Source organism: Dactylosporangium sp. CA-052675 (assembly GCF_050947935.1).
Classification (GTDB): domain Bacteria; phylum Actinomycetota; class Actinomycetes; order Mycobacteriales; family Micromonosporaceae; genus Dactylosporangium.
Window position 1 is genome coordinate 3,659,381 of the sequence record NZ_CP192010.1, and the last position, 21,496, is coordinate 3,680,876.

17 protein-coding genes are annotated in these 21,496 nt (G+C 70.4%); 11 read left to right on the forward strand and 6 right to left on the reverse strand.

Annotation, left to right across the window (positions count from 1 at the left end; translation table 11 throughout):
• Window positions 1–44: 44 nt before the first annotated feature.
• Both ACQP1P_RS16645 and ACQP1P_RS16650 read left to right on the forward strand, forming a co-directional pair.
• On the forward strand, window positions 45–761 hold the full coding sequence (locus ACQP1P_RS16645) for a family 1 glycosylhydrolase (RefSeq protein WP_433087574.1): 717 nt from the start codon (window positions 45–47) through the stop codon (window positions 759–761).
• 457 nt (window positions 762–1,218) lie between these two features.
• Window positions 1,219–3,276 carry an alpha-L-rhamnosidase C-terminal domain-containing protein gene (locus tag ACQP1P_RS16650; protein ID WP_433087575.1) on the forward strand — a complete coding sequence of 686 codons (2,058 nt, stop codon included), beginning with the start codon at window positions 1,219–1,221 and terminating at the stop codon, window positions 3,274–3,276.
• A 127-nt stretch (window positions 3,277–3,403) separates the two neighbouring features.
• Here the strand turns inward: ACQP1P_RS16650 and ACQP1P_RS16655 are convergent, their stop codons facing one another.
• Window positions 3,404–3,736 carry an STAS domain-containing protein gene (locus ACQP1P_RS16655; RefSeq protein ID WP_433087576.1) on the reverse strand — a complete coding sequence of 111 codons (333 nt, stop codon included), beginning with the start codon at window positions 3,734–3,736 and terminating at the stop codon, window positions 3,404–3,406.
• A gap of 240 nt (window positions 3,737–3,976) precedes the next feature.
• Window positions 3,977–5,980, reverse strand: a complete 2,004-nt coding sequence (locus tag ACQP1P_RS16660; RefSeq protein ID WP_433087577.1) for an alpha-L-fucosidase — start codon at window positions 5,978–5,980, stop codon at window positions 3,977–3,979.
• Between the two features lie 810 nt (window positions 5,981–6,790).
• Here ACQP1P_RS16660 and ACQP1P_RS16665 point away from each other — a divergent pair.
• The 7 genes from ACQP1P_RS16665 (at window position 6,791) to ACQP1P_RS16695 (ending at window position 16,635) form a co-directional block, all read left to right on the forward strand.
• Window positions 6,791–8,263 (forward strand): arabinofuranosidase catalytic domain-containing protein, encoded by a 1,473-nt coding sequence (locus tag ACQP1P_RS16665; RefSeq protein WP_433087578.1) that lies wholly within the window; start codon window positions 6,791–6,793, stop codon window positions 8,261–8,263.
• Window positions 8,264–8,519: 256 nt separating this feature from the next.
• Entirely contained in the window at window positions 8,520–10,523 is a 2,004-nt protein-coding gene (locus tag ACQP1P_RS16670) for an alpha-L-fucosidase (protein WP_433087579.1), read from the forward strand.
• 331 nt (window positions 10,524–10,854) lie between these two features.
• Window positions 10,855–11,889: a sugar ABC transporter substrate-binding protein gene (locus tag ACQP1P_RS16675; protein ID WP_433087580.1), complete on the forward strand. Its 1,035-nt coding sequence runs from the start codon at window positions 10,855–10,857 to the stop codon at window positions 11,887–11,889.
• The gene (locus tag ACQP1P_RS16680; protein ID WP_433087581.1) at window positions 11,886–13,394 is read left to right on the forward strand and encodes a sugar ABC transporter ATP-binding protein; all 1,509 of its coding nucleotides are present in this window, start codon (window positions 11,886–11,888) and stop codon (window positions 13,392–13,394) included. Before ACQP1P_RS16675 ends, ACQP1P_RS16680 begins: the two co-directional genes overlap by 4 nt.
• Entirely contained in the window at window positions 13,387–14,421 is a 1,035-nt protein-coding gene (locus tag ACQP1P_RS16685) for an ABC transporter permease (protein ID WP_433087582.1), read from the forward strand. Before ACQP1P_RS16680 ends, ACQP1P_RS16685 begins: the two co-directional genes overlap by 8 nt.
• Before the next feature lie 43 nt (window positions 14,422–14,464).
• Complete coding sequence (locus tag ACQP1P_RS16690) at window positions 14,465–15,772, forward strand: enolase C-terminal domain-like protein (protein WP_433087583.1); 1,308 nt, start codon at window positions 14,465–14,467, stop codon at window positions 15,770–15,772.
• Window positions 15,769–16,635 (forward strand): amidohydrolase family protein, encoded by an 867-nt coding sequence (locus tag ACQP1P_RS16695; RefSeq protein ID WP_433087584.1) that lies wholly within the window; start codon window positions 15,769–15,771, stop codon window positions 16,633–16,635. The genes ACQP1P_RS16690 and ACQP1P_RS16695 overlap by 4 nt, the downstream gene beginning before the upstream one ends.
• A gap of 8 nt (window positions 16,636–16,643) precedes the next feature.
• Here the strand turns inward: ACQP1P_RS16695 and ACQP1P_RS16700 are convergent, their stop codons facing one another.
• Complete coding sequence (locus tag ACQP1P_RS16700; protein ID WP_433087585.1) at window positions 16,644–17,336, reverse strand: FadR/GntR family transcriptional regulator; 693 nt, start codon at window positions 17,334–17,336, stop codon at window positions 16,644–16,646.
• 154 nt (window positions 17,337–17,490) lie between these two features.
• Here ACQP1P_RS16700 and ACQP1P_RS16705 point away from each other — a divergent pair, with 154 nt between their 5' ends.
• A complete protein-coding gene (locus ACQP1P_RS16705; RefSeq protein ID WP_433087586.1) occupies window positions 17,491–17,826 on the forward strand; it encodes an L-rhamnose mutarotase in 336 nt (111 codons plus the stop codon).
• On the forward strand, window positions 17,823–18,848 hold the full coding sequence (locus ACQP1P_RS16710) for a zinc-dependent alcohol dehydrogenase (protein WP_433087587.1): 1,026 nt from the start codon (window positions 17,823–17,825) through the stop codon (window positions 18,846–18,848). Before ACQP1P_RS16705 ends, ACQP1P_RS16710 begins: the two co-directional genes overlap by 4 nt.
• A gap of 434 nt (window positions 18,849–19,282) precedes the next feature.
• Here the strand turns inward: ACQP1P_RS16710 and ACQP1P_RS16715 are convergent, their stop codons facing one another.
• Genes ACQP1P_RS16715 through ACQP1P_RS16725 form a run of 3 tightly spaced genes read right to left on the reverse strand, consistent with a single transcriptional unit; the run spans window position 19,283 to window position 21,179 of the window.
• Window positions 19,283–19,957 (reverse strand): hypothetical protein, encoded by a 675-nt coding sequence (locus ACQP1P_RS16715; RefSeq protein ID WP_433087588.1) that lies wholly within the window; start codon window positions 19,955–19,957, stop codon window positions 19,283–19,285.
• Window positions 19,954–20,832 (reverse strand): ATP-binding cassette domain-containing protein, encoded by an 879-nt coding sequence (locus tag ACQP1P_RS16720; protein ID WP_433087589.1) that lies wholly within the window; start codon window positions 20,830–20,832, stop codon window positions 19,954–19,956. Before ACQP1P_RS16720 ends, ACQP1P_RS16715 begins: the two co-directional genes overlap by 4 nt.
• Complete coding sequence (locus ACQP1P_RS16725; protein WP_433087590.1) at window positions 20,820–21,179, reverse strand: PadR family transcriptional regulator; 360 nt, start codon at window positions 21,177–21,179, stop codon at window positions 20,820–20,822. Before ACQP1P_RS16725 ends, ACQP1P_RS16720 begins: the two co-directional genes overlap by 13 nt.
• Between the last annotated feature and the right edge of the window lie 317 nt (window positions 21,180–21,496).

Below are 21,496 nucleotides of genomic sequence, written 5' to 3' on the forward strand. Positions count from 1 at the left end.
CGGCCGTACCCCGGGCCGGCGGGGCCGGTACCACTGGAGCGCTCATGCCCGATGCGCGGCAGTTTCCTGACGGCTTTCTCTGGGGTGCGGCCACGTCGGCGCACCAGGTGGAGGGCGGCAACACCAACAACGACTGGTGGGACTTCGAGCAGGCACCCGGCACCGCCGCGCGGTGCTCCTCCGCCGACGGGATCGACCACCTGCACCGCTACGCCGACGACTTCGCGCTGCTGGCCGCACTCGGCCACAACGCGCACCGGCTGTCGCTGGAGTGGTCGCGGATCGAACCCGCACCCGGCGCATTCAGTGCCGCAGCGCTCGGCCACTACCGGCGTGTGCTGACCGCCCTGCGTGACACCGGCATGACGCCGTTCGTGACCCTGCACCACTTCACCTTGCCGCGCTGGCTCGCCGCGGCCGGCGGCTGGCTCGCGGCCGACGCCGTCACCCGCTTCGAACGCTACTGCAGCCACGTGACCACCGAACTCGGCGACCTGATGCCCTATGTGTGCACCATCTGCGCGATCGTCCCGGCTACCCGGATCGCAGCAGCTGGGGGATATGGGGTGACGACGACGTCGGCGCATCGCCACCCGATTCGTCCTGGCCGACGTCGAGCGCTGGCGGTCCCGCATCAACCGTCCCCTGCGACCGGCGAACGGCGAACGGCGAACGGATACCACACCGGACTGCTGGTCTCGGCGCCGATGCACCTGCCCGGCGGCGCCGGCTCGCCCGCCAACGCGCTCGCCCTGCTCTGACTGGATACCGTTACCTATCGAACCCGGCTGCATCGAAAGTCTTCAGCCTTCGGTGGCGGCAAACCCTTGACGGCAAATTGACGAGCTTCTAGCGTCGGACGCAACACGTGGGAAACGTTACCCGTCCGGGTCGCCCGCCGACCGGCCTACCACGCCGCCATCAGTCATCTCGCCGGACCGCCTCAGGTGGACCGGCGGTGGCGCTCGAGCGCACGTTCGCACCACCCCCCCGTCGCTGATCCGCCTACGAAGACGAGGAAGCTCGATGAATCGTTTCAAGTCTTCCCCTCCGATCCGCCGGACCTTGCGCCTTCTGGTCGCCGTCGCCGTCGGCGCCTCGGTGGCTGCCGTCGTGCCGACCCCCGCCGGTGCGACCGTGACACCCCTGTGGCATCGATACGTCCTCGGTCCCGAATCGCCGACCGTCAGCCCCGTGCGGGTCGAAGGCCGCGGTGATGTGGCTGATGCCGAAGCGCTCGTGCGGCGCGGCGGCCGCCCGGCCACGCTCACGACGACCGCCGGAGCGACCCCCGCGTCGATCCTGCTCGATTTCGGCCGGGACATCGCCGGCACGGCGAGTATCGCCGTCACCGCCGTCACCGGCACGCCGACCCTGACCCTGGTCACCGGCGAGGCGCGGCAGTACCTGCGCCGGCCGGCCACCACCACCGTGGCCGCACCCGCCACCGGCGGCGCCGGCGTCGTCAGGCTCGCATCGGTCGCGAACCTCGAGGCCGGCAACACCATCACCTTCGGCAGCGGCACCTCGACGGTCGCCCGCACCATCACCGCCTTCGACGCCAGTACCGCGACCGTCACCATCACCCCTGCCTTGACCCAGGATCTCGCCACCGGCACACCGGTCAGCACCAGCCCCGGCGCGCCCGCGTCCGACGAATCCCGGGGCCTGGCCGGAGTCGGCGGCCCGGACACCTTCCAGCCGACCGCCCCGGGACGTCTCACCGGCGGCTTCCACGGCGGCTTCCGATTCATCCTGCTGACGCTCTCGACGCCCGGCTCGGTCACGATCTCCGGCGTCACCGTGGACTTCCAGGCATACCGGGCGACCCCGGCCGACTACCGCGGCTGGTTCCTGTCCAGCGACGACCAGCTCAACCGGATGTGGTACTCCGGCGCGTACACGCTGCAGCTGAACTTCAAGCCAGCCGGGCTCAACGGGCTGGCGGAGGCCCGCATCTACGACGGCGCCAAGCGGGACCGGAGCATCTGGACCGGCGACCTGCTCGTCCAGGCACCCACGGCGATCAGCACGCTGGGCCAGCCGGGCGCGGACTACGTGCGATCGTCGCTCGACGTCCTGCTCGCCACCCAGCGGGCTGACGGTGCCCTGCCCGGATCCCCGGACTTCGCCAAGGGCCGCAACCCGGCCGGCTCACCGCTGTTCTACTCGAACAACTACTCGGGCTACGGCGCGCGGGCCGTCATCGACTACTACCGCTACACCGGCGATGCCGCGTACGCCACGAAGGTCCTGCCGGCGCTGCGCCGGGAACTCGCGTACAACGACACCTTCCTCGACGCCAACCACCTCGTCGTGTCCAACGACCGCGACTTCTGGCAGGCCACCCAGACGGGGGAGGTGACCAAGTACAGCATCGACTACTACGTCCTGCTGCGCGAGATGGCGTGGCTCGAGCGCCATGTGGGTTCGGCCGACGCGGCCGCCGGCTACGACGCCAAGGCCGACGCCATCAAAGCGGCCGTCAACGAGCGGCTGTGGAACCCGGCACTCGGCGCCTACGGCCAGAGCAGCGACCATCCCGACGTGCTCGTCGAGGACGCCAACGCACTGGCCTTGCAGTACGACATCGTTCCGGCCGAGCGCCGCGCGAGCGTGCTCAACGTCCTGCAGCAGCTGTGGACGCCCTACGGTGCGATCCTCGGGCCGGGGCTGCAGGACCCCACCGGGCACACCATCGAGCCGTTCGGCAACGGCATGGAGACCGCCGGACGCTTCGCCGTCAACGACACCGCGGGTGCCCTTGATCTGATGCGCCGCACGTGGGGTCAGATGGTCGATCCGGCCGACCCGCTGTACACCGGCGGCCTGTGGGAGTTCAAGAACACCAACGGCGGCGTCAACCGCGCCACCGCGAGCCTCGCGCACGGCTGGGCCGCCTCGCCCACCGTGCAGCTCACCGAGCAGGTCCTCGGGGTGAGCCCCACGGACCCCGGCTACGCCGCATGGCGCATCGAGCCGCACACCGGCAGCCTCACCTTCGCTCAGGGTGCGGTCCCGACGAAGTACGGCACCATCACGACCGGCTGGGCCTCTGTGCTGTTCGGCAACGTGTTCGCCCTCCAAGCGGACACTCCGCGGGGGACGACCGGTGTCATCGCCGTACCCGCCACCGCCAGGACGGTGGTGACCGTGAACGGCCGCGTCGTGTGGGAGCACGGCCGCAGCCACGCCTACCAGGCGACGCTCGTCGACGGGTACGTCCAGTGCCACGTCCCGGGCGGCCAGTACACGATTGCGGCAGTCGGCCGCTGAGCACGTACCGGTGTGCCGGCTGCTGCTCTGCACCGGCCGGCACACCGGGGAACACCGCCCGGCCGCGTCGATCCGGATCCGCACGATTGCCGCGGGTGGTAGCCATGGTGACCGACACCGGACGACGTCAGCCGGTGGCCGGCCCGCCAACGTCCTCGCGCTCCACCCGCAGCACGGTGAGCAGCCCGGCCACCTCCAGGACGTGGGTGACGAACTCGTTCGGGTTCCGCAGGACCAGCGTGGTGTGCTGCGCGGAGGCGGTCTTCTGGGTCCGCCACAGCACGGTCATGATCCTGGAATCGAGCAACCGGACCTGCGCGAGGTCGACCCGCAGGGTCTCCGGGCGGTGCGCGAGAGCCGTCTCGAGGGTCTGCTGGACCGCGTCGGCGACCGCGGCATCCAACTCGCCGGCGATGCTCACGGACACGCCGTCGGCAACGTCACGCGTCTTGATGGACATGCCCATGATCGGCCTCACTCGCTCGTGACTGCGGCGTCCAACGGCTCGCGGCGGGGTGCGGCCCGGCGGACCCGGTCGGGCGGGATTCCGCCGGCGGTTCGCGCCGGCCACCCAGCGGCGGTCATGACCGTGTCATACCCGCCGGCGGACGAACAATCCTCCCGCCGGCGGGCGAGGCTCCCGAGGTTCGCCGTCGCGGGCTTTTCACCCGCAGCGGGTGTTACGGCGCGTGGCTCGGGGTCAGGCCGTCGTGATGGTCCATTGGAGGTTGTAGCTGGAGACAGGGGTCCACAGCTTGACGGGTGCGCCGGAGGTGGTGATGCCGCCGCTGTCGAGGGCGGTGCCGGTGCCGCGGTTGATGATCTGGTAGCGGCCGCTGCCCGTGTCGTTGAGGCGCCATTGCTGGTTGTTGCCGCCGTTCCAGGGTGCCTGTTGTGCGGGGGCGCCGTTGGTGGTGTTGCCCCAGCTGTCGGCGACCATGCCGTTGGTGCGGTTGACGATGCGGTACCAGCCGCTGCCGAGCGGGACGAACTGCCACTGCAGGTTGGTGCTGCCGTCGTAGGACCACTGCTTGAGCTGGGAGCCGGAGCCGACGTTGCCGCCGCTGTCGAGCACGAGCCCGGTCGCGACGTTGGTGATCTTCGTCCAGCCGGTGGGTACGGGACCGCTGGAGCCGGCACCGAGCGCGGGAATGGGGCCGGAGAAGGTCAGCTTCACCACGTACGCGGGCGAGCTGTACGGCGCGCTGGCCGGCATCGTGATGCGCAGTCCGGTGCCGTCCTGCGTGCGGGTGGGCAGGTTGATGTAGCTGCCCGCGGCCGGTCCGAGCAGCTGGACCGCGGCGAGGGTGCCGAGGTTGATGCGGTTGGCGTTGAGCGTCGTGATGGTGGCCGTGCTGCCGGGCCAGCCGAGGAACGTCGCATAGAGGACGGTGCCGTCCTTGCTGCGGGTGAACCGGACGTCCTGGGGCGTGCCGGTGCGCGGGGTCTGCAGCGAGCCGCCGCCCATCGGGGTCGGGCCCTCGCCGTAGACGCTCCAGGCGCGGGTGGCGTAGACCGACTCGCCGAAGCGTTTGAGATAGTCGCCGAACCCGGCGAGGATGGTGCGCTGCCCGTCCGGGATGGTGCCGTCGGCCATCGGCGCGATGTTGAGCGCCATCGTGCCGTTCTTGCTGACCCGGTCCAGCAGGGCGTGCAGCAGGGCGGCGATCGAGTAGTAGCCGATCCCCACGGTGTAGCACCAGCTGGAGCTCGAGACGCTGTCGTCGGTGAGCCAGTACGGGGAGCTGATGTCGGCCGGGCCGCCGCGCTCGTAGTCGAAGACCTCGCCGTGCGTGTTGAACCCGGTGTCCTTGTAGGCGGTGAGGACCTCCTTGTCCCAGGCGACGGCGCGGTTGTAGTAGTAGGACAGGAAGTTCAGCCGGTACGACTCCGGGATCTGCGGCAGGTTGAAGTCGTGGTAAATGATGTCCGGCTGATAGCCGTCGATGACCTCGCGCAGCTTGTCGTACCACAGCTGATACTCGCTGGTGCCGTCCAGTTGCCCGTACAACTTCCTCAGGCTCGGGTCCGACTGCGCCGGCACCCATTGGTAGTAGCCGGTGAAGTTGTACGCCGTGTGCAGCGACACCCAGAGCTTCAGCCCCTTGGCGCGGATGGCGTCGGCGTGCAGGCGTAGCAGGTCGAGTTTGGGGCCTTTGGCGACGGAGTTCCATTCGTTGACGCTGCTGTTCCACATGGAGAAGCCGTCGTGGTGCTCGGCGACGGGCCCGGCGAACTTGGCGCCGGCGTCGACGAAGAGCTGGGCCCAGGCGTTGGGGTCGAAGGCGCCGCCGGCGGAGGTGAGCTTCGGCGCGAACTGCACGAAGTTGCCGGCCTTGTCGCGCGCGCCGTTGATGAAGTTGTGGTACGGCCACACGGAAGGATCGCCGTACACCGACTTGTGGTGGTTGTTCTCGGCCGAGCCGTTGTTGTACATGTTGCGCGGGTACCACTCGCTGCCGAACGCGGGCACGGAGAACGCGCCCCAGTGGTAGTAGATGCCGAACTTGGCGTCCTGGAACCACTCCGGCGCCGGCGGGTGCTGGTCGACCGACGACCAGCTCGCGGAGTAGCTGGTGGGTCCCGGAATCGCGGCGTTGGCGGCGACCGCGCGGATCAGGTCGGCTCCGCCGACGGTAAGCGCGGCGCCGGTGGCGCCGAGGGCGGTCAGCAGGGACCGGCGGCGGATCGGGAAGCTGGGCATGGGACCTCTTCGGAGTGCGGGGCTTGGTGGCATGGCGGCGCCATACATCTGATGTTACGCATGCCGATTCAGGATTTTCAATGCAGCAGATGCGCCGTTAAACGGTTATTGCCCAGCACGCCGGGGAGTCACGCGACACTCGAGCGGTAGATACATCTGATGTATCTCGGCCGCCCGGTGCATCGCGAGCGGCCGCGGCGCGGCTGGATCTGATCGATCGGCCGGGGCCGGGGAGACCCGCGTGTTAGCGCTAACAATCCGGGGCCGACACGAGCGCGCGACAACCGGTCGCGTCTGATGACGCTGGTGCCGGGGCGGCGGCACGGCCTCGTGCTGTCGTTGTCTTGCGCGGAGACCCTCGTTCGGGCTCGCGCATAACGGTTTTCCGCAGGAAGGATCCGCTGCGGAAGGCGGTTGCCAAGCGTTTTCGGACCGGTTACGTTAGCGCTAACATCGATCCCGGTCTGTCGCATGCCCGGCCCGCCATGTCCGGGGCCGATGGAGCCGTTCCGCCCCGGCTCTGAGAGGACCTTCCATGCCGCCGCCACGGTCTCACGCCATCGGTTCCTGTGGACAGGGGCCGTAGCTGACCTCTTGAGCGCCGGCTCACCGCCCCGCGGCGGTGCACGACGACCGTCGCGGCAGCGGGATGGCCGCACGGGCGGCACGGGGTGGCGAGTGGTCCGCAAGGGCCGCCCGCCGCGCCGCCGTCCAACATGCCGACCTTGCGCCGGGCCCGACCGATCCCGACACACCCCGAAGCGCCACGCCCGGTGGCGCCGGAACGGAGGAAGCACGATGCGCTACGGAATGCAACGCAGACGCCCGGCGACCGCGGTACTCGCCGCGACGGCCACGATCGTCGCCGGCGTCGCGGTCACGCTCGCCGTGCCGACGGCCGCCGAGGCCGCGACGAGTCAGCCGTGTGACATCTATGCGGCTGGTGGGACGCCGTGTGTGGCGGCGCACAGCACGACGCGGGCGTTGTACGGCGCCTACAACGGGCCGCTGTACCAGGTGCGCCGCTCGTCGGACAACACGACCCGGGACATCGGGGTGCTCAGCGCGGGCGGGTACGCCGATGCCGCGGCGCAGGACAGCTTCTGCGCGAACACGTCCTGCGTGGTCACGATCATCTACGACCAGTCGGGCCGGAACAACCGGTTGACGCAGGCCCCGCCCGGCGGGTTCCAGGGTCCGGCGGCCGGCGGCTACGACAACCTGGCGGACGCCAAGGCGGCGCCGATCACGATCGCCGGGCACAAGGCGTACGGGGTGTATGTCGCCGCCGGTACCGGCTACCGCAACAACAACACCAACGGCATCGCGACCGGCGACCAGCCCGAGGGCATGTACGCGATCTTCGACGGCACGCACTACAACGGTGGCTGCTGCTTCGACTACGGCAACGCCGAGCGCAACAGCCGGGACAACGGCAACGGCACCATGGAGGCCATCTACTTCGGCAACATCAAGGTCTGGGGCTACGGCACCGGCAACGGCCCGTGGATCATGGCCGACCTCGAGAACGGTCTGTACTCGGGTGTCAACGCCGGCTACAACGCCAACGACCCGACGGTGAACTACCGGTTCACCACCGCGATCGTCAAGGGCGAGGCCAACCACTGGGCCATCCGGGGTGGCAATGCCCAGTCCGGTGGCCTGTCGACGTTCTACGACGGCAAGCGGCCCAACGTGAGCGGGTACAACCCGATGAAGAAGGAGGGCGCGATCATCCTGGGCATCGGCGGGGACAACAGTCACGGCTCCGCCGGCACCTTCTACGAGGGCGTCATGACCTCCGGCTACCCCAGCAACGCCACCGAGGACGCGGTGCAGGCCAACATCAACGCGGCCGGCTACGGAACGTCCGGCGGCAGTACCGGCGGGCAGAGCAACGTCGAGATCGTGGGCGCGCAGTCCGGCCGGTGTGTCGACGTGCCCAACGGCAGCACCACGAACGGCACGCAGACGCAGCTGTACGACTGCTGGGGCGGCACGATGCAGCGCTGGACCTACACCTCGTCCAAGCAGCTGACCGTGTACGGCAACAAGTGCCTCGACGCCAATGGCCAGGGCACCGGCAACGGTACCGCGGTGATCATCTGGGACTGCAACGGCCAGGCGAACCAGCAGTGGAACGTCAACGCCGACGGCACCGTCACGGGCGTGCAGTCGGGGCTCTGCCTGGACGCCAACGGCGCCGGCACCGCCAACGGCACGAAGATCATTCTCTGGTCGTGCAACGGTGGGTCGAACCAGCAGTGGAGCCTGCGCAGCTGACGCGGCAAGCGTTGTGACGGCGGGCGTTGCGGTGACCGTCCGCCGTCACGACGTGCGCGGCGGTCCTGCGCCGACGCGTCCGCCCGAGGGTCGGGCACCCCGGTGCACCCTCAGGCGGGCGACGGCGAGTCATCAGATGTTTCCCGCGCTCGGTGGGGACAAATTTCGCTCAACGCATTGACCGTACTGGCTGTGTCCTCCTAACGTCAGATGTCTGGCGCGCTTGCGCCCTCACGCCCCTCATGGAGGACGACACATGTCCCGCTCTTCGTTCAGCCGGCGGTCGTTCCTGGCCGCGGCTGGCGCCACCGGTGCGGCCGCCGCTCTCGGCTCCGCCGGCATCCTGCGCGCGGTCGCCGCCAACGCCGCGATTCCGGGACCCACCAGCTACTCCGCGAGCTGGTCGTCGGTCGACCAGCACCCGCCGGCGCCGGAGTGGTTCCAGGACGCCAAGTTCGGCATCTACTACCACTGGGGCGCGTTCTCCGTGCCCGCGTTCGGCAGCGAGTGGTACCCGCGCAACATGTACAACAACGGCTCGGCCGAGAACAACCACCACAAGTCGGTGTACGGCGATCCTTCCGTGTGGCCGTACCACAACTTCATCAACGGCGCGCGCGACAAGGCCGGCAACTTCGTGCAGTTCGCGCCGAAGCTCACCTCCGCCGGCGGCGCCTTCGACCCCAACGCCTGGGCCCAGCTCTTCGTCGACGCCGGCGCCAAGTTCGCCGGGCCCGTCGCCGAGCACCACGACGGCTTCTCCATGTGGAACAGCAGCGTCAACGAATGGAACTCCGTCGCCAAAGGCCCCAAACTCGACCTGCTACGCCTGCACGCCGACGCCATCCGCGGCAAAGGGCTCAAGCTCATGGTCGCGATGCACCACGCGTACAACTTCACCGGCTACTACCAGTGGGTGCCGGCGCAGTCCGACGCCAGCCTGCGCAAGCTCTATGGCCAGCTCGGCGCCGCCGCGGAACAGCAGCTGTGGTACGACAAGCTGCGCGAAATCATCGACGGGTATCAGCCGGACATCATCTGGCAGGACTTCAACCTCACCCAGCTGCCCGAGTCCCGACGCCTGGACTTCCTGTCGTACTACTACAACCGGGCCGTCGCGTGGGACAAGGAGGTCGTCGCCACCTACAAGGACGGGTTCGACAACCGCGGCGAGGTCTTCGACTACGAGCGCGGCGGCCCGGCCGGGATCCAGACGCCGTACTGGCTCACCGACGACAGCATCTCCAGCTCCAGCTGGTGCTACACCGTGGGCATCGGCTACTACTCCACCAATGCCCTGCTGCACGCGCTGATCGACCGGGTCAGCAAGAACGGCAACATGGTGCTCAACATCGCGCCCATGGCCGACGGCACCATCCCCTCCGGGCAGCAGGCGGTCCTGCGCGGCATCGGCGACTACCTCAAGCGCTTCGGTGAGTCGATCTACGCCACGCGGGCATGGTCCTCGTTCGGTGAGGGCCCGACGCAGATGGGTGGCGGGTCGTTCCAGACCCCGCGCACCGGCACGGCCCAGGACGTGCGGTTCACCCGCAGCAAGGACAACCGGGTCCTCTACGCGACGTTCCTCGGGTGGCCGGGCAGCACGGCCACCGTCACCACCCTGGCCTCCGGGCGGATCGACCTCGGCACGCTGAGCTCGGTCCAGCTGCTCGGCAGCGCCGCGGGCAGCTACATCAACCTGCCCACCCGCACGCAGGATGGCGGTGGCCTGCACATCACCATGCCCTCGTCGAGCGCCCCGTTCAGCGCCCCCGCGTACGTGGTGAAGCTGACCTTCTCCGGCCCCATCCCGACGCTCGGTGCCGGTTCCGGCGGGAGCATCCCGACCGGCTGGGCCCGGGTCACCAACGTCACCACCGGCCTGGCCCTGGACAGCGGCGGCAACGTCGGCTCCGGCTCCCAGCTCAAGCAGTGGTCCTACGACGGCAGCACCAACCTGCAATGGCAGTTCGTCCCGCTCGGCAGCGGCTGGTACCGCATCGTCAACCGCACCAACGGCATGGTCGCCGACAGCTGGGGCAACACCACCAACGGCGCCCCCGCACAACAGGCACCCTGGAACGGCGGCAACAACCAGCAATGGCGCCTCAACGACCTGGGCAACGGCCGCTACCAGATCATCAACCGCGGCACCGGCACCGCCCTCGACAGCGGCGGCGTCACCACCTCCGGCGCACCCGTCAAGCTCTGGACCCCCGACTCCAGTACCAACCTGCAGTGGACCATCACCGCCGTGTGAGCGCGAGCGCCGAAACATCGGATGATGTTGACCTGGCCTGGTCGCCGTCACGGCCGTGCCAGGGAAAATACCGCCCCTCTAGACAGCAAGTCGGTTTCGATCTATAAAGACATCAGATCAATGCTGCCGCAGACGCTGGTCTCGGCGGCCCCGTGCGACACCCCCGGCGCGGCCTCGCCGTACGAACGACCGACACCCCATGCCCGCATCCGCGTTCGACTTCCCTCGTGCGCGATGCGGCCGGCCGGGCGGCGGCGCGGCCGCGCTGCGCCATCGATCGCCTTCATGACGAGGAGCCCCAGTGCACCGCAACGCGATACTCGGCCTCGGCTTGACCGCGGCCTTGACCGCCGCCTTGCTCACCGCGGCCTGCGGCAACGACGACGCGTCGCCGGGCGGCGGATCGGCCGCGCCGCTGATCGGCGTGGACTATCCCCGCTCCGACACGGACTTCTGGAACTCCTACATCAAGTACGTGCCGCAGTCGGCCAAGGAATTCGGCGTCGAGCTCAAGACGACGAACTCCCAGAACGACATCGCCACCCTGATCTCCAACGTGCAGACGTTCCAGAGCCAAGGGGTCAAGGGCGTGGTGATGGCGCCGCAGGACACGGCCGCGATCGCCCCGACGCTGCAGCAGCTGGCCACCAAGAAGATCCCGGTCGTCACCATCGACACCCGGCCCGACAGCGGCAAGGTCTTCATGGTGGTCCGGGCCGACAACCGCGCCTACGGCACGAACGCCTGCCAGTTCCTCGGCACCAAGCTCGGCGGCAAGGGCAAGGTCGTCATGCTCGAGGGCGGCCTGGACTCGATCAACGGCCGGGACCGCACCGAAGCCTTCAACGAGTGCATGAAGAAGGACTTCCCCGGCATCACCGTCTTCGGTGAGGCGACGGACTGGAAGGGCGACGTCGCCGCCACGAAGCTGCAGACGCGGTTCACCTCCGACCCCGACATCAAGGGCGTCTACATGGAGTCGTCCTTCGCGCTGTCCGGGACGCTGCAGATCCTCAAGCAGCGCGGGCTGCAGGTGCCGGCGACCGACCCGAAGCACGTCTTCGTCGTGTCCAACGACGGCATCCCCGAGGAGCTCAAGGACATCAGGGACGGCCTGATCGACGCCACGGTCAGCCAGCCGGCCGACCTGTTCGCCAAGTACGGGCTGTACTACGTCAAGGCCGCGATCGAGGGCAAGACGTTCCAGCCCGGCCCGACCGATCACGGCAGCACCATCATCCAGGTCCGCGACGGCCTGCTCGAGGATCAGCTGGCGGCGCCGCTGGTGACGCTCGACGGCGCCACGATCGGCGGCCGGCCGACGGTGAAGTTCGACGACAAGTCCCTCTGGGGCAACAACGCATGAGCTCGGAAGAACCCCCCGTCGTCGCGGCCACGCACATCACGAAACGGTTCGGTTCGACGGTCGCACTGGCCGACTCCGGGATCGTCGTTCGGCCGGGGGAGACGCACGCGCTGGTCGGGCGCAACGGAGCGGGTAAGTCGACGCTCGTCAGCATCCTCACCGGGCTGCAGGCGCCGGACGAGGGGACGGTCGCCTTCCACGGCCGGCCGTCCCCGCCCCTGGCCGACCGCGACGCGTGGCGGCGGCTGGTCGCCTGCGTGTACCAGAAGTCGACCATCATCCCTGATCTGACGGTGGCCGAGAACCTGTTCCTGAACCGGCACACGCGTGGCCCGGGCCGGCTGATCCGATGGGGCGCGCTGCGCCGCGAAGCCGAGCGGCTGCTCGCCGAGTGGTCGCTCGACGTCGACCCGCGGCAGCCGGCTTCGACCCTGTCGGTGGAGCAGCGGCAGTTCGTCGAGATCGCCCGCGCGTTGTCGTTCGGCGCGCGGTTCATCATCCTCGACGAGCCGACCGCCCAGCTCGACGCCGCCGGCATCGACCGGCTCTTCGCCCGGCTGCGGAACCTCCGCGAGCAGGGTGTGACGCTGCTGTTCATCAGCCACCACCTGCAGGAGATCTACCAGATCTGCGACCGGGTGACCGTCCTGCGCGACGCGCGGCACATCGTCACCGCCCCGGTGGCGACGTTGGACCGCCCGGCCCTGGTGTCGGCGATGACGGGCGAGGACGTGCACCTGCCGGCGGCGCCGCCGGGACAGCGCCCGGCGGACGCCCCGGTCCTGCTGTCGGTCCGGGGCCTGGTGACCCGCTCCGGCGCCGAGCTCTCGCTGGAGGCGCTCGCCGGGGAGGTCGTCGGCATCGCCGGCGGCGGCAGCAGCGGCAAGGTCGAGGTGGCCGAGGCGATCGTCGGCCTGGCCCGACCGGCCGCCGGCACCGTCACCGTCGACGGCCGCCGCCTGCGCCCCGGCGACGTACCCGACGCGCTGGACGCCGGCGTCGGGCTCGTGCCGCAGGACCGGCACCGCGAGGGCTTCGTGCCGCTGCTGACGATCGCCGAGAACGTCACGATGACGGTACCGGGCCGCATCGGGCGCTACGGGCTGCTCGCACCGGCAAGGCGAGACGCGCTCGCCCGGCGGGCCATCGCCGACCTGGCCATCAAGGCGGACGGCCCGCAGGTGCCGGTCGCCGAGCTGTCCGGCGGCAACCAGCAGAAGGTCGTCATGGGCCGCGCCCTGGCCGGCGACCCCAAGCTGCTGGTCCTCATCACCCCCACCGCCGGCGTTGACGTGCGCTCCAAGCAGACCCTGCTCAGCGTGGTCGACGACGTCCGCCGCCGCGGTTGCACCGTCCTGATCGTCTCCGACGAGCTCGACGACCTGCGCGTCTGCGACCGGGTGCTGGTGATGTACCAGGGCCGGGTCATCGCCGAGAAGGCGTCCGGCTGGAGCGACAACGAGCTCGTCGCCACCATGGAAGGGGTCGATCTCGACCATGTCTGACCCGCTGCCGACCGGCACCGTCGAGCCGCCCGCGCCGCCGGCGGCCGCGCCGCGCCGGGCACCCGCGATCGCTCGGCTGCGCGACCTCGCGCTGGTGCCGGCGATCGTCGTCGTCGCCGTCGTGGGCTTCGTCGTCAATCCGGTCTTCCTCAGCTCCGACAACGTCATCAACGTGCTGCAGAGCATGTCGGAGGTCTCCATCGTCGTGCTGGCCGAGACGATCGTGCTCATCACCGGCAAGATGGACCTGTCCCTGGAGTCGACGTTCGGCCTCGCACCCGGCATCGCCGCCTGGCTCGTCGTCGACCCCGCCGTCACCCACGGCCTGGGCGTGCACGCCCTGCCGCCGGCGCTCGCCGTGCCGGTGGTGCTCGCCGTCGGTGCCCTGGTCGGGGCGTTCAACGGCCTGCTGATCGTCCGGTTCGGACTCAACGGGTTCATCGTCACCCTGGGCATGCTCATCGTCCTGCGCGGCCTGCTGACCGGCGTCTCGGGCGGCAAGACGTTCTTCGCGCTGCCCGAGTCCATGACGTACCTGGGCTCCACCGAGTGGCTCGGCGTCCCGGCCTCCGTCTGGCTGTCGCTGCTGCTGTTCGCGGCCGGGATCGTCGTGCTCGGCTACACCCGCCCGGGCCGGGCGCTGTACGCCATCGGCGGCAACGTCGACGCGGCCCGCGCCGCCGGCATCCGTACCGACCGCATCCTGTGGCTCACGCTGATCATCGCCAGCACCCTCGCGGCCCTCGCGGGGCTGCTCATCAGCGGCCGCCTCGCGGCGGTCCCGGCCGCGCAGGGCAGCGGAGCCATCTTCCAGGTCTTCGCGGCCGCGGTCATCGGCGGCGTCAGCCTCAACGGCGGCAAGGGCACCCTGTTCGGCGCCTTCACCGGGGTCCTGCTGCTCTTCATGATCATCAACGTGCTGACGCTGGCCGGGGTGCCCGCCCAGTGGACGAACTTCCTCAACGGCGCGGTGATCCTCGTGGCCCTCGTGGTCTCCCGGGTGACCGGCGGCAAGGCGCAGACGTGACCATGTTCGGGCCCGCATGCGGCCATTCCAACCTTGGAGCACCGTGACTGAGCGCATCTCGTCCGTCGATGTTCTGGACGTGCGGTTCCCGACCTCGCGGCACCGCGACGGTTCCGACGCCATGAATCCCTTCCCCGACTATTCGGCGGCCTACGTCGTGCTGCGCACCACCGCCGGGGCGAGCGGCCACGGCCTGGTCTTCACCGTCGGGCGCGGCACCGAGATCCAGGTCGCGGCGGTGCGCTCGCTCGCCGCCATGGTGACCGGGCTGGCCGTCGACGACCTCGTCGCCGATCCGGGCGCGCTGGCCCGCCGGCTCATCGGCGACAGCCAGATCCGCTGGCTGGGTCCGGAGAAGGGCGTGGTGCACATGGCCGCCGGTGGGCTGGTCAACGCCGTGTGGGACCTCGCCGCCCGCCGCGCGGGCCAACCGCTGTGGCAGCTGCTGGCCGGGCTGTCGCCGGAGGCGCTCGTCGGGCAGATCGACTTCCGGTACCTGCGCGACGCGCTGACCGAGGACGAGGCCTTGCAACTGTTGCGCGCCAAGGCCGGCGGCCGGGCCGAGCGCGAGCGCATCCTGCTCGACGACGGCTATCCCGCGTACACGACGACACCGGGCTGGCTCGGGTACGACGACGAGAAGCTCGAGCGGCTGTGCGCGGAGGCGGTCGACGCCGGGTACCGCCTGATCAAGCTGAAGGTGGGCGGGAGCCTCGCCGACGACGTCCGGCGGATGGGCATCGCCCGGGCGGCCGTCGGAGCGGGTGTGCGCATCGCCGTCGACGCCAACCAGATCTGGGGGGTACCCGACGCCATCACGTGGATGCGCGAGCTGCAGCGGTTCGACCCGTACTGGATCGAGGAGCCCACCTCGCCCGACGACGTGCTCGGCCACGCCGCGGTCCGCCGGGCCGTCGCGCCGGTCAAGGTGGCCACCGGCGAGCACGTCCACAACGCGGTGATGTTCAAGCAGCTGCTGCAGGCCGGGGCCGTGGACGTCGTGCAGATCGACGCCTGCCGGGTCGGCGGGGTCAACGAAAATCTGGCCATTCTGCTGCTGGCGGCGAAGTTCGGCGTGCCGGTCTGCCCGCACGCGGGCGGTGTCGGGCTCTGCGAGCTCGTGCAGCACCTGGCGATGTTCGACTACGTCGCCGTCAGCGGCACGACCGAGGACCGCTACATCGAGTACGTCGACCACCTCCACGAGCACTTCACCGACCCGGTGCGGATTCGCACCGGCCGGTACGTGACGCCGACGCTCCCGGGCATGAGCGCCGAGATCGTCACCGCAGCACTTGACGCGTTCCGGTTCCCCGACGGCCCCGAGTGGAAGACCGGGGCGGCGGCATGATCATCGACGCGCACCACCACCTGTGGCAGCCGGATCGCGGCTACCGGTGGCTCGACGAGCCCGGCCTGGAGCCGATCCGCCGGCCGTTCACCACCGAGGACCTGCGCGCCGAGCTCACCGCGAACGGCGTGGACGCCACCGTCCTCGTCGAGGGCGGGCGCTGCGACCCGGGGGAGGCGGCCGACCTCTTCGCCTGGGCCGCTGATGCCGAGCCGATCGCCGGCGTGGTCGCGTGGATCGACGTCGCCGCGGCCGACGTGGCCGAGACCGTGCGGCGGTATCGCGAACTGCCGGGCGGCGACCTGCTCGTCGGCGTGCGGGCCCAGGTGCAGGGGGAGAGCGACCCCGACTATCTGGACCGGCCGGACGTGCGCCGGGGCCTGGCCGCCGTCGGCGCCGCCGGACTGGTGTTCGACCTCGTCGTCCGCGCCGATCAGCTGCCCGCCGCCGCCCGTGCCGCCTCGGCGGTTCCCGACACGCGGTTCGTGCTGGACCACCTCGGCAAGCCCCGCATCGACGAGGGCGGCGCCGGACTGCGACGCTGGCGCGAGGCATTCGTCGCGCTGGCCGCCAGCGACAACGTCACCTGCAAGCTGTCCGGGATGGTGACCGAGGCGGGCCCGGGCTGGACGCCGGGCGACCTGAGCCCGTTCGTCGCGGTAGCGGTCGACGCGTTCGGCCCCGATCGTCTGATGTTCGGCTCGGACTGGCCGGTGTGCCTGCTCGCCTCGGACTACGGCGGAGTGCGCCGCGCCTTGGCGCTGGCCCTGCCGCCCCTCATGGCGGCGGAGCTCGACGCGATCTACGCCGGCACCGCGGCCCGGGTCTACGGGCTGGCCGATCGTCTCCGGCCGGCCCGGTGACGGGCGGATCAGCCCGGCTCGCCGGCGGACAGCACCGTCCGCAGCCACGCCTCGGACGTGTTGACGTGGATCAGGGCGCTGGCGTGGGCCAGCAACGGGTCACGCGAGCACAGCGCGCGGTAGATCGCGTCGTGCTCCTCGATGGTCGTGTGGGCCGAGTTGCCCTCGATCAGCCCGCGCCAGACCCGGGCCCGGACCGTCCGGCTGGACAGCCCGTCCATGAGCGAGGTCAGGGTCTCGTTCCCGGTGGCGGCGATGACCGTGCGGTGGAACGCGGTGTCGACCTGGATGAGCTTCTCGATATCGTCGGCCGCGGCGCGCATGTCGTCGAGAATCCGGCGAAGCTCGTCGAGGTCGTCATCGGACATGCGCAGCGCGGCCATGCCCGTCGCGACGGGCTCCAGCATCCGGCGGACCTCCATCACCTCCAGCAGCGTGTCGTCCTGCAGCAGCTCGACCGCCAGGCCGAGCCCCTCCAGCAGCAGCCGCGGCGCCAGGCTCGTCACGTACGTCCCGTCACCGCGGCGCACGTCCAGGACCCGGGCCGACTCCAGGGCCTTGACCGCTTCGCGGACCCCGCTGCGCGACAGGCCCATCTGCGCGGCGAGCTGCGGCTCGGGTGGCAGCCGGGACCCGGGCGGCAGCTCCCCGCTCTGGATCATGCCCCGAATCTTGGTGATCGCCTCGTCGGTCAGTGCCACATGCCACTCCTTCGCTCCGCGCTGACAACCACTATAGAGACATCTGATGTTTGCCGGAGGTTTGGGCATGGCGTACCGGCCACTCGGCCACACCGGCCGCACCGTCTCGATGCAGCGGCCGCCCCGAGAACAACGGTCCTGGAAGGAACTGACATTGCAACGCTACGCATCCGTCATCCGGCTGCGGCCCGAGTACCGTGAGCGGTACCTCGAGCTGCACGCCGCCGTCTGGCCGGGCGTCGAGGCGACGCTGCGCGCGGCCAACGTCCGCAACTACACCATCTTCATCCACGACGACCTGCTGTTCGGCTACTACGAGTACGTCGGCGCCGACCACGAGGCCGACCAGGCCCGCATCGCCGCGGACCCCGTCACCCAGCGGTGGTGGCAGCTCACCGACCCGTGCCAGGAGTCGCTCGCCGTGCCCGGCGCCGGCTCCTGGTGGACACCGATGCAGCAGGTCTGGCACCTGAGCGAGGAGACCCCATGACCCTCGCCGCGTACTACCTCGGCGAACGCACCTTCGCCGTCCGCGAGTCCGAGCCCGTTGCGCCCGGGCCCGGCGAGGTCCGCATCGACGTCGCCTACACCGGCATCTGCGGCACCGACCTGCACATCCTGCACGGCGCGATGGACCACCGGGTGCGGACGCCGGCCGTCATCGGGCACGAGATGTCGGGCCGGATCGCCGCACTCGGCGAGGGCGTGAGCGGCTTCAGCGCCGGCGACCCGGTGACCGTGATGCCGCTGGAGTGGTGCGGCCGATGCCCGGCCTGCCGGGCCGGGCACAGCCACATCTGCCACCGGCTCAACTTCGTCGGCATCGACTCGACCGGCTCGATGCAGCGCTCGTGGACCGTGCCGGCCCGGATGCTCGTACCGCTGCCCGCCGGACTGCCGCTGCGGCATGCGGCCCTCATCGAGCCCACCGCCGTCGCCGTGCACGACGTCCGGCGCTCCCGGCTCGTCGCGGGCGAGCACGCGGTGGTCATCGGGGCCGGGCCGGTCGGGCTGCTCATCGGCAAGGTGGCCCAGGCCGCCGGCGCCGCGGTGACCGTCGCCGAGATCGACCCCCACCGCCGGTCGGTCGCCGAACGCCTCGGCCTGACCGCCGCGGACCCGGCCGCCGTGGACATCGCCGGGCTCGTCCAGGACGCGACGGGCGGTGCCGGGGCCGACGTGGTGTTCGAGGTCTCCGGATCGGCCGCCGGCGTGCGGACCGCCACGGATCTGCTCGCCGTGCGCGGCCGGCTGGTCGTCGTGGCGATCCACCCGGCCCCCCGCGAGGTCGACCTGCACCGCGTGTTCTGGCGCGAGCTGGAGATCATCGGCGTACGGGTCTACCGGCGCGAGGACTACGAGGAAGCCGCCCGCCTGGTCCACGAGGGACTCGTGCCGGCCGACGCGCTCATCTCGCGTGTCGTGCCGCTCGACGACGTCGCCGAGGCGTTCGCCGCACTCGAGTCCGGCGGTGAGGTCAAGGTGCTGCTCGACTGCGGGGGCGACGCATGAACGCGTTCGATCTCTCGGGCCGGTTGGCCGTGGTGACCGGCTGCCGGCGCGGCATCGGGCCGGCCATGGCCGAGGCGCTCGCCGCGGCCGGCAGCAGCACGTCGGTTTCCTGAACGTTGAGCAGTTCTCTCGTGACGTCGAACTGCTGGCCGAGGTCGCAGCGGGTCTGGCAACGCAGGTGCGTGTGCAACTGCCGAGCCCGGGTTCGGCGGCCGAACGTTTGAGAGCTCGTGCGACCTGGCCGCCGCCACGCCTCGACCTGGCGTGAAGGCAGGGCGCCTGCCGGCACGTTCCTGCGCTCCGGGAACTCCGTGCCGCCGGTCGAGCTCGCACCCGGCCTCCCTGTCCGGCGGGCGGTGACGGAATCGGGACTGTCAAGGAAGGCCGGACGGTCCCGACGGCGCCGGCCAGGCGTGGCCTGCATCGATGCGGCCTCATGGCTCGGGGTAGTGCGCCAGGCGCAGTCGCCGGGCGAACAGCAGCAGCGTGGCGCCGGTGCACAGCAGCCAGGTGATGGCAGCGTGGAGCAGGGCGCGCCACAGGTAGTCCGTGCTGGCATCGTCGACGACGTAGAAGGCTATCTCCCGGGCCGACCAGAACGGCATGAGTTTGGCGGCGAGGCCGTCGGGGTTGGTCAGCATCTGGACGGCGCACACGCTGAACAGGGCGAGCGCGCCCTCCAACTCCCGGGGCAGCAGGGCCGCGATCAGGCTGCCGAATGGCGCCGCGACCATGGCTGTCAGGAGCATCATCGGGCCGGCAGCCCAGGGGTTCGGCAGATCCTGGTCAACGCTGACGAGCCCCCAGTAGACCAGGCCGAGGGCCAGGCCGGCGCCTGACATGGCCAGCAGGCGGCCGCCGATGAGGTCGGCGACCGAGGCGCCGGTCATCCGCAGTCGCGGATCGACGCTGCGGGCCGCGTTGACGACGAACAGCGTCAGGGTGGACACGGCCCAGCCGATGCCGATCGAGAGCATCCGGGTGGACTGGCCGGCCGCGTCCCGCCGCGCAAGGTAGAACCACAGCGGCAGGGTCGCCACCAGGATGACGGCGGTGTGCCGCCGGCTCACCTCGCGTGCCGACAGGGCCGCTACCACGAGTGCTGTCATTGCTGGTCTCCAGGCGTGCGGTATTGGCCGTCGGCCGCGCCGAGATCCAGCACGTGGTCGACGTTCTGCAGTTCGTGCAGCAGGTGGGTGACGACCACGATCGCTCGGCCGGCGTTGCGCCACGCGAACACCTGCTGCCAGAAGTCGAGGTAGGTGCTCTGGTCGAAACCTTGGTAGGGCTCGTCGAGCAGCAGCAGGTCCGGTGCGTGTAACTCGCCGAGGACGAGATTGAGTTTCTGCCGGGTACCACCGGAGAGCTGGTGGACAGGCTGCCGGGGATCCGGGCGCCAGGCGAGCCGCCCGGCCAGGTGCGCGCCGGTTGATCGCGCCCGCCGTGGCGCGACTCCTGCGGCGGCGCCGAAGAGCGTGAAGTGCTCGGCCGGGGTCAGCCAGCCTGCCGTGCCGCCGTCCTGTGGAACGAAGCCGACCCGGCGGGTGCGGTGGACCGTGCCGGTGCTCGGGCGCGTGAGGCCGGCACAGATGCGCAGCAGGGTCGATTTGCCGCAGCCGTTGGCCCCGACAATGGCCGCGACCTGTCCGGCCCGCACGGTGAGGTCGACGTCGGTGAACACGGTGCGCCGCCGGTACCGCTTGCCCACGCCGTCGAGGCGCAACAGCACCGGGGCCGATTCGTACCCGCAGCGCGGATCGGTGCCGGACTGCGGCCATCCACCTGGGTCGTTCAACGCGCTGAGCAGCTGGCGGGCATACAGGTGGGCCGGGCCGAACAGCTGCGCGGGTGCAGTGGCACTCTCGGCGGCCTGCTGCATGGTCTCCTGGCTGAGTTCGTGCGCGCGGGCCGGTTGCAGACCGAGCCGCACGAGCTCGGCTTCGAACCGGAGCGGCCAGCCGTGATCAATGGTCACTGCTGCCACCGGTCCGAACGGTCCGACGCGTGGGCGGCGGCGTCGACGAGGGTGTCGATGCCGCCGCGGAACCGGTGCCAATCGGCGACTCGGGCGGCGAGGAGTTCCCGACCTGCCGGTGTCAGTGTGTAGTACTTGCGCTGGGGGCCTGCCGCTGACGGCACCAGGCTGGGCTCGGCCAACCCCTGCTGTTCCAGCCTCAGCAGGGCCGGGTAGAGGGTGCCACCCGGAACGTCGGCCACACCTGCCGCGGCCAGCCGGCGGGACAGACCGTACCCGTAGTCCGGACGCTCTCGCAGCATGGCGAGCAGGCACAAGTCGAGGAATCCGTGCAACCAGGGCTGCGAGGTCACCATGGTAGATAGACTACCTGATAACCAGGCTGCCTTACTAGTGGGGCACTGCTGATGACGCAGCACCCATTGCGGTGGTTGACGCGGTGCCGGCGCGGACCGGCGGGCGAGCGCTCGACCCTGCCGAGCCTTCGCACACAAGTCGGCGCTACGACATCACGGTGCGCGGCGAGTTCACCGAACGGATCACAGGCGGAGTCGAGGTCCTGCCGGTGGCGGGCGACCGCCGCGTGCACCCCGACGGCGTGCGCCGCGGATCGCGGGGTACGGGCGTGGACGGCAATGGTTCGATGCGCTACCACTGCCCGTCGGGCGCGACC

Excerpts from the sequence above, each read along its gene's own strand:
- ACQP1P_RS16695 (WP_433087584.1), top strand. The coding sequence starts at position 15,769 with ATGATCATCGACGCGCACCACCACCTGTGGCAGCCGGATCGCGGCTAC.
- ACQP1P_RS16645 (WP_433087574.1), top strand. The coding sequence starts at position 45 with ATGCCCGATGCGCGGCAGTTTCCTGACGGCTTTCTCTGGGGTGCGGCC.
- ACQP1P_RS16655 (WP_433087576.1), bottom strand. The coding sequence starts at position 3,736 with ATGTCCATCAAGACGCGTGACGTTGCCGACGGCGTGTCCGTGAGCATC.
- ACQP1P_RS16680 (WP_433087581.1), top strand. The coding sequence starts at position 11,886 with ATGAGCTCGGAAGAACCCCCCGTCGTCGCGGCCACGCACATCACGAAA.
- ACQP1P_RS16660 (WP_433087577.1), bottom strand. The coding sequence starts at position 5,980 with ATGCCCAGCTTCCCGATCCGCCGCCGGTCCCTGCTGACCGCCCTCGGC.
- ACQP1P_RS16710 (WP_433087587.1), top strand. The coding sequence starts at position 17,823 with ATGACCCTCGCCGCGTACTACCTCGGCGAACGCACCTTCGCCGTCCGC.
- ACQP1P_RS16715 (WP_433087588.1), bottom strand. The coding sequence starts at position 19,957 with ATGACAGCACTCGTGGTAGCGGCCCTGTCGGCACGCGAGGTGAGCCGG.
- ACQP1P_RS16685 (WP_433087582.1), top strand. The coding sequence starts at position 13,387 with ATGTCTGACCCGCTGCCGACCGGCACCGTCGAGCCGCCCGCGCCGCCG.
- ACQP1P_RS16725 (WP_433087590.1), bottom strand. The coding sequence starts at position 21,179 with ATGGTGACCTCGCAGCCCTGGTTGCACGGATTCCTCGACTTGTGCCTG.
- ACQP1P_RS16665 (WP_433087578.1), top strand. The coding sequence starts at position 6,791 with ATGCAACGCAGACGCCCGGCGACCGCGGTACTCGCCGCGACGGCCACG.
- ACQP1P_RS16670 (WP_433087579.1), top strand. The coding sequence starts at position 8,520 with ATGTCCCGCTCTTCGTTCAGCCGGCGGTCGTTCCTGGCCGCGGCTGGC.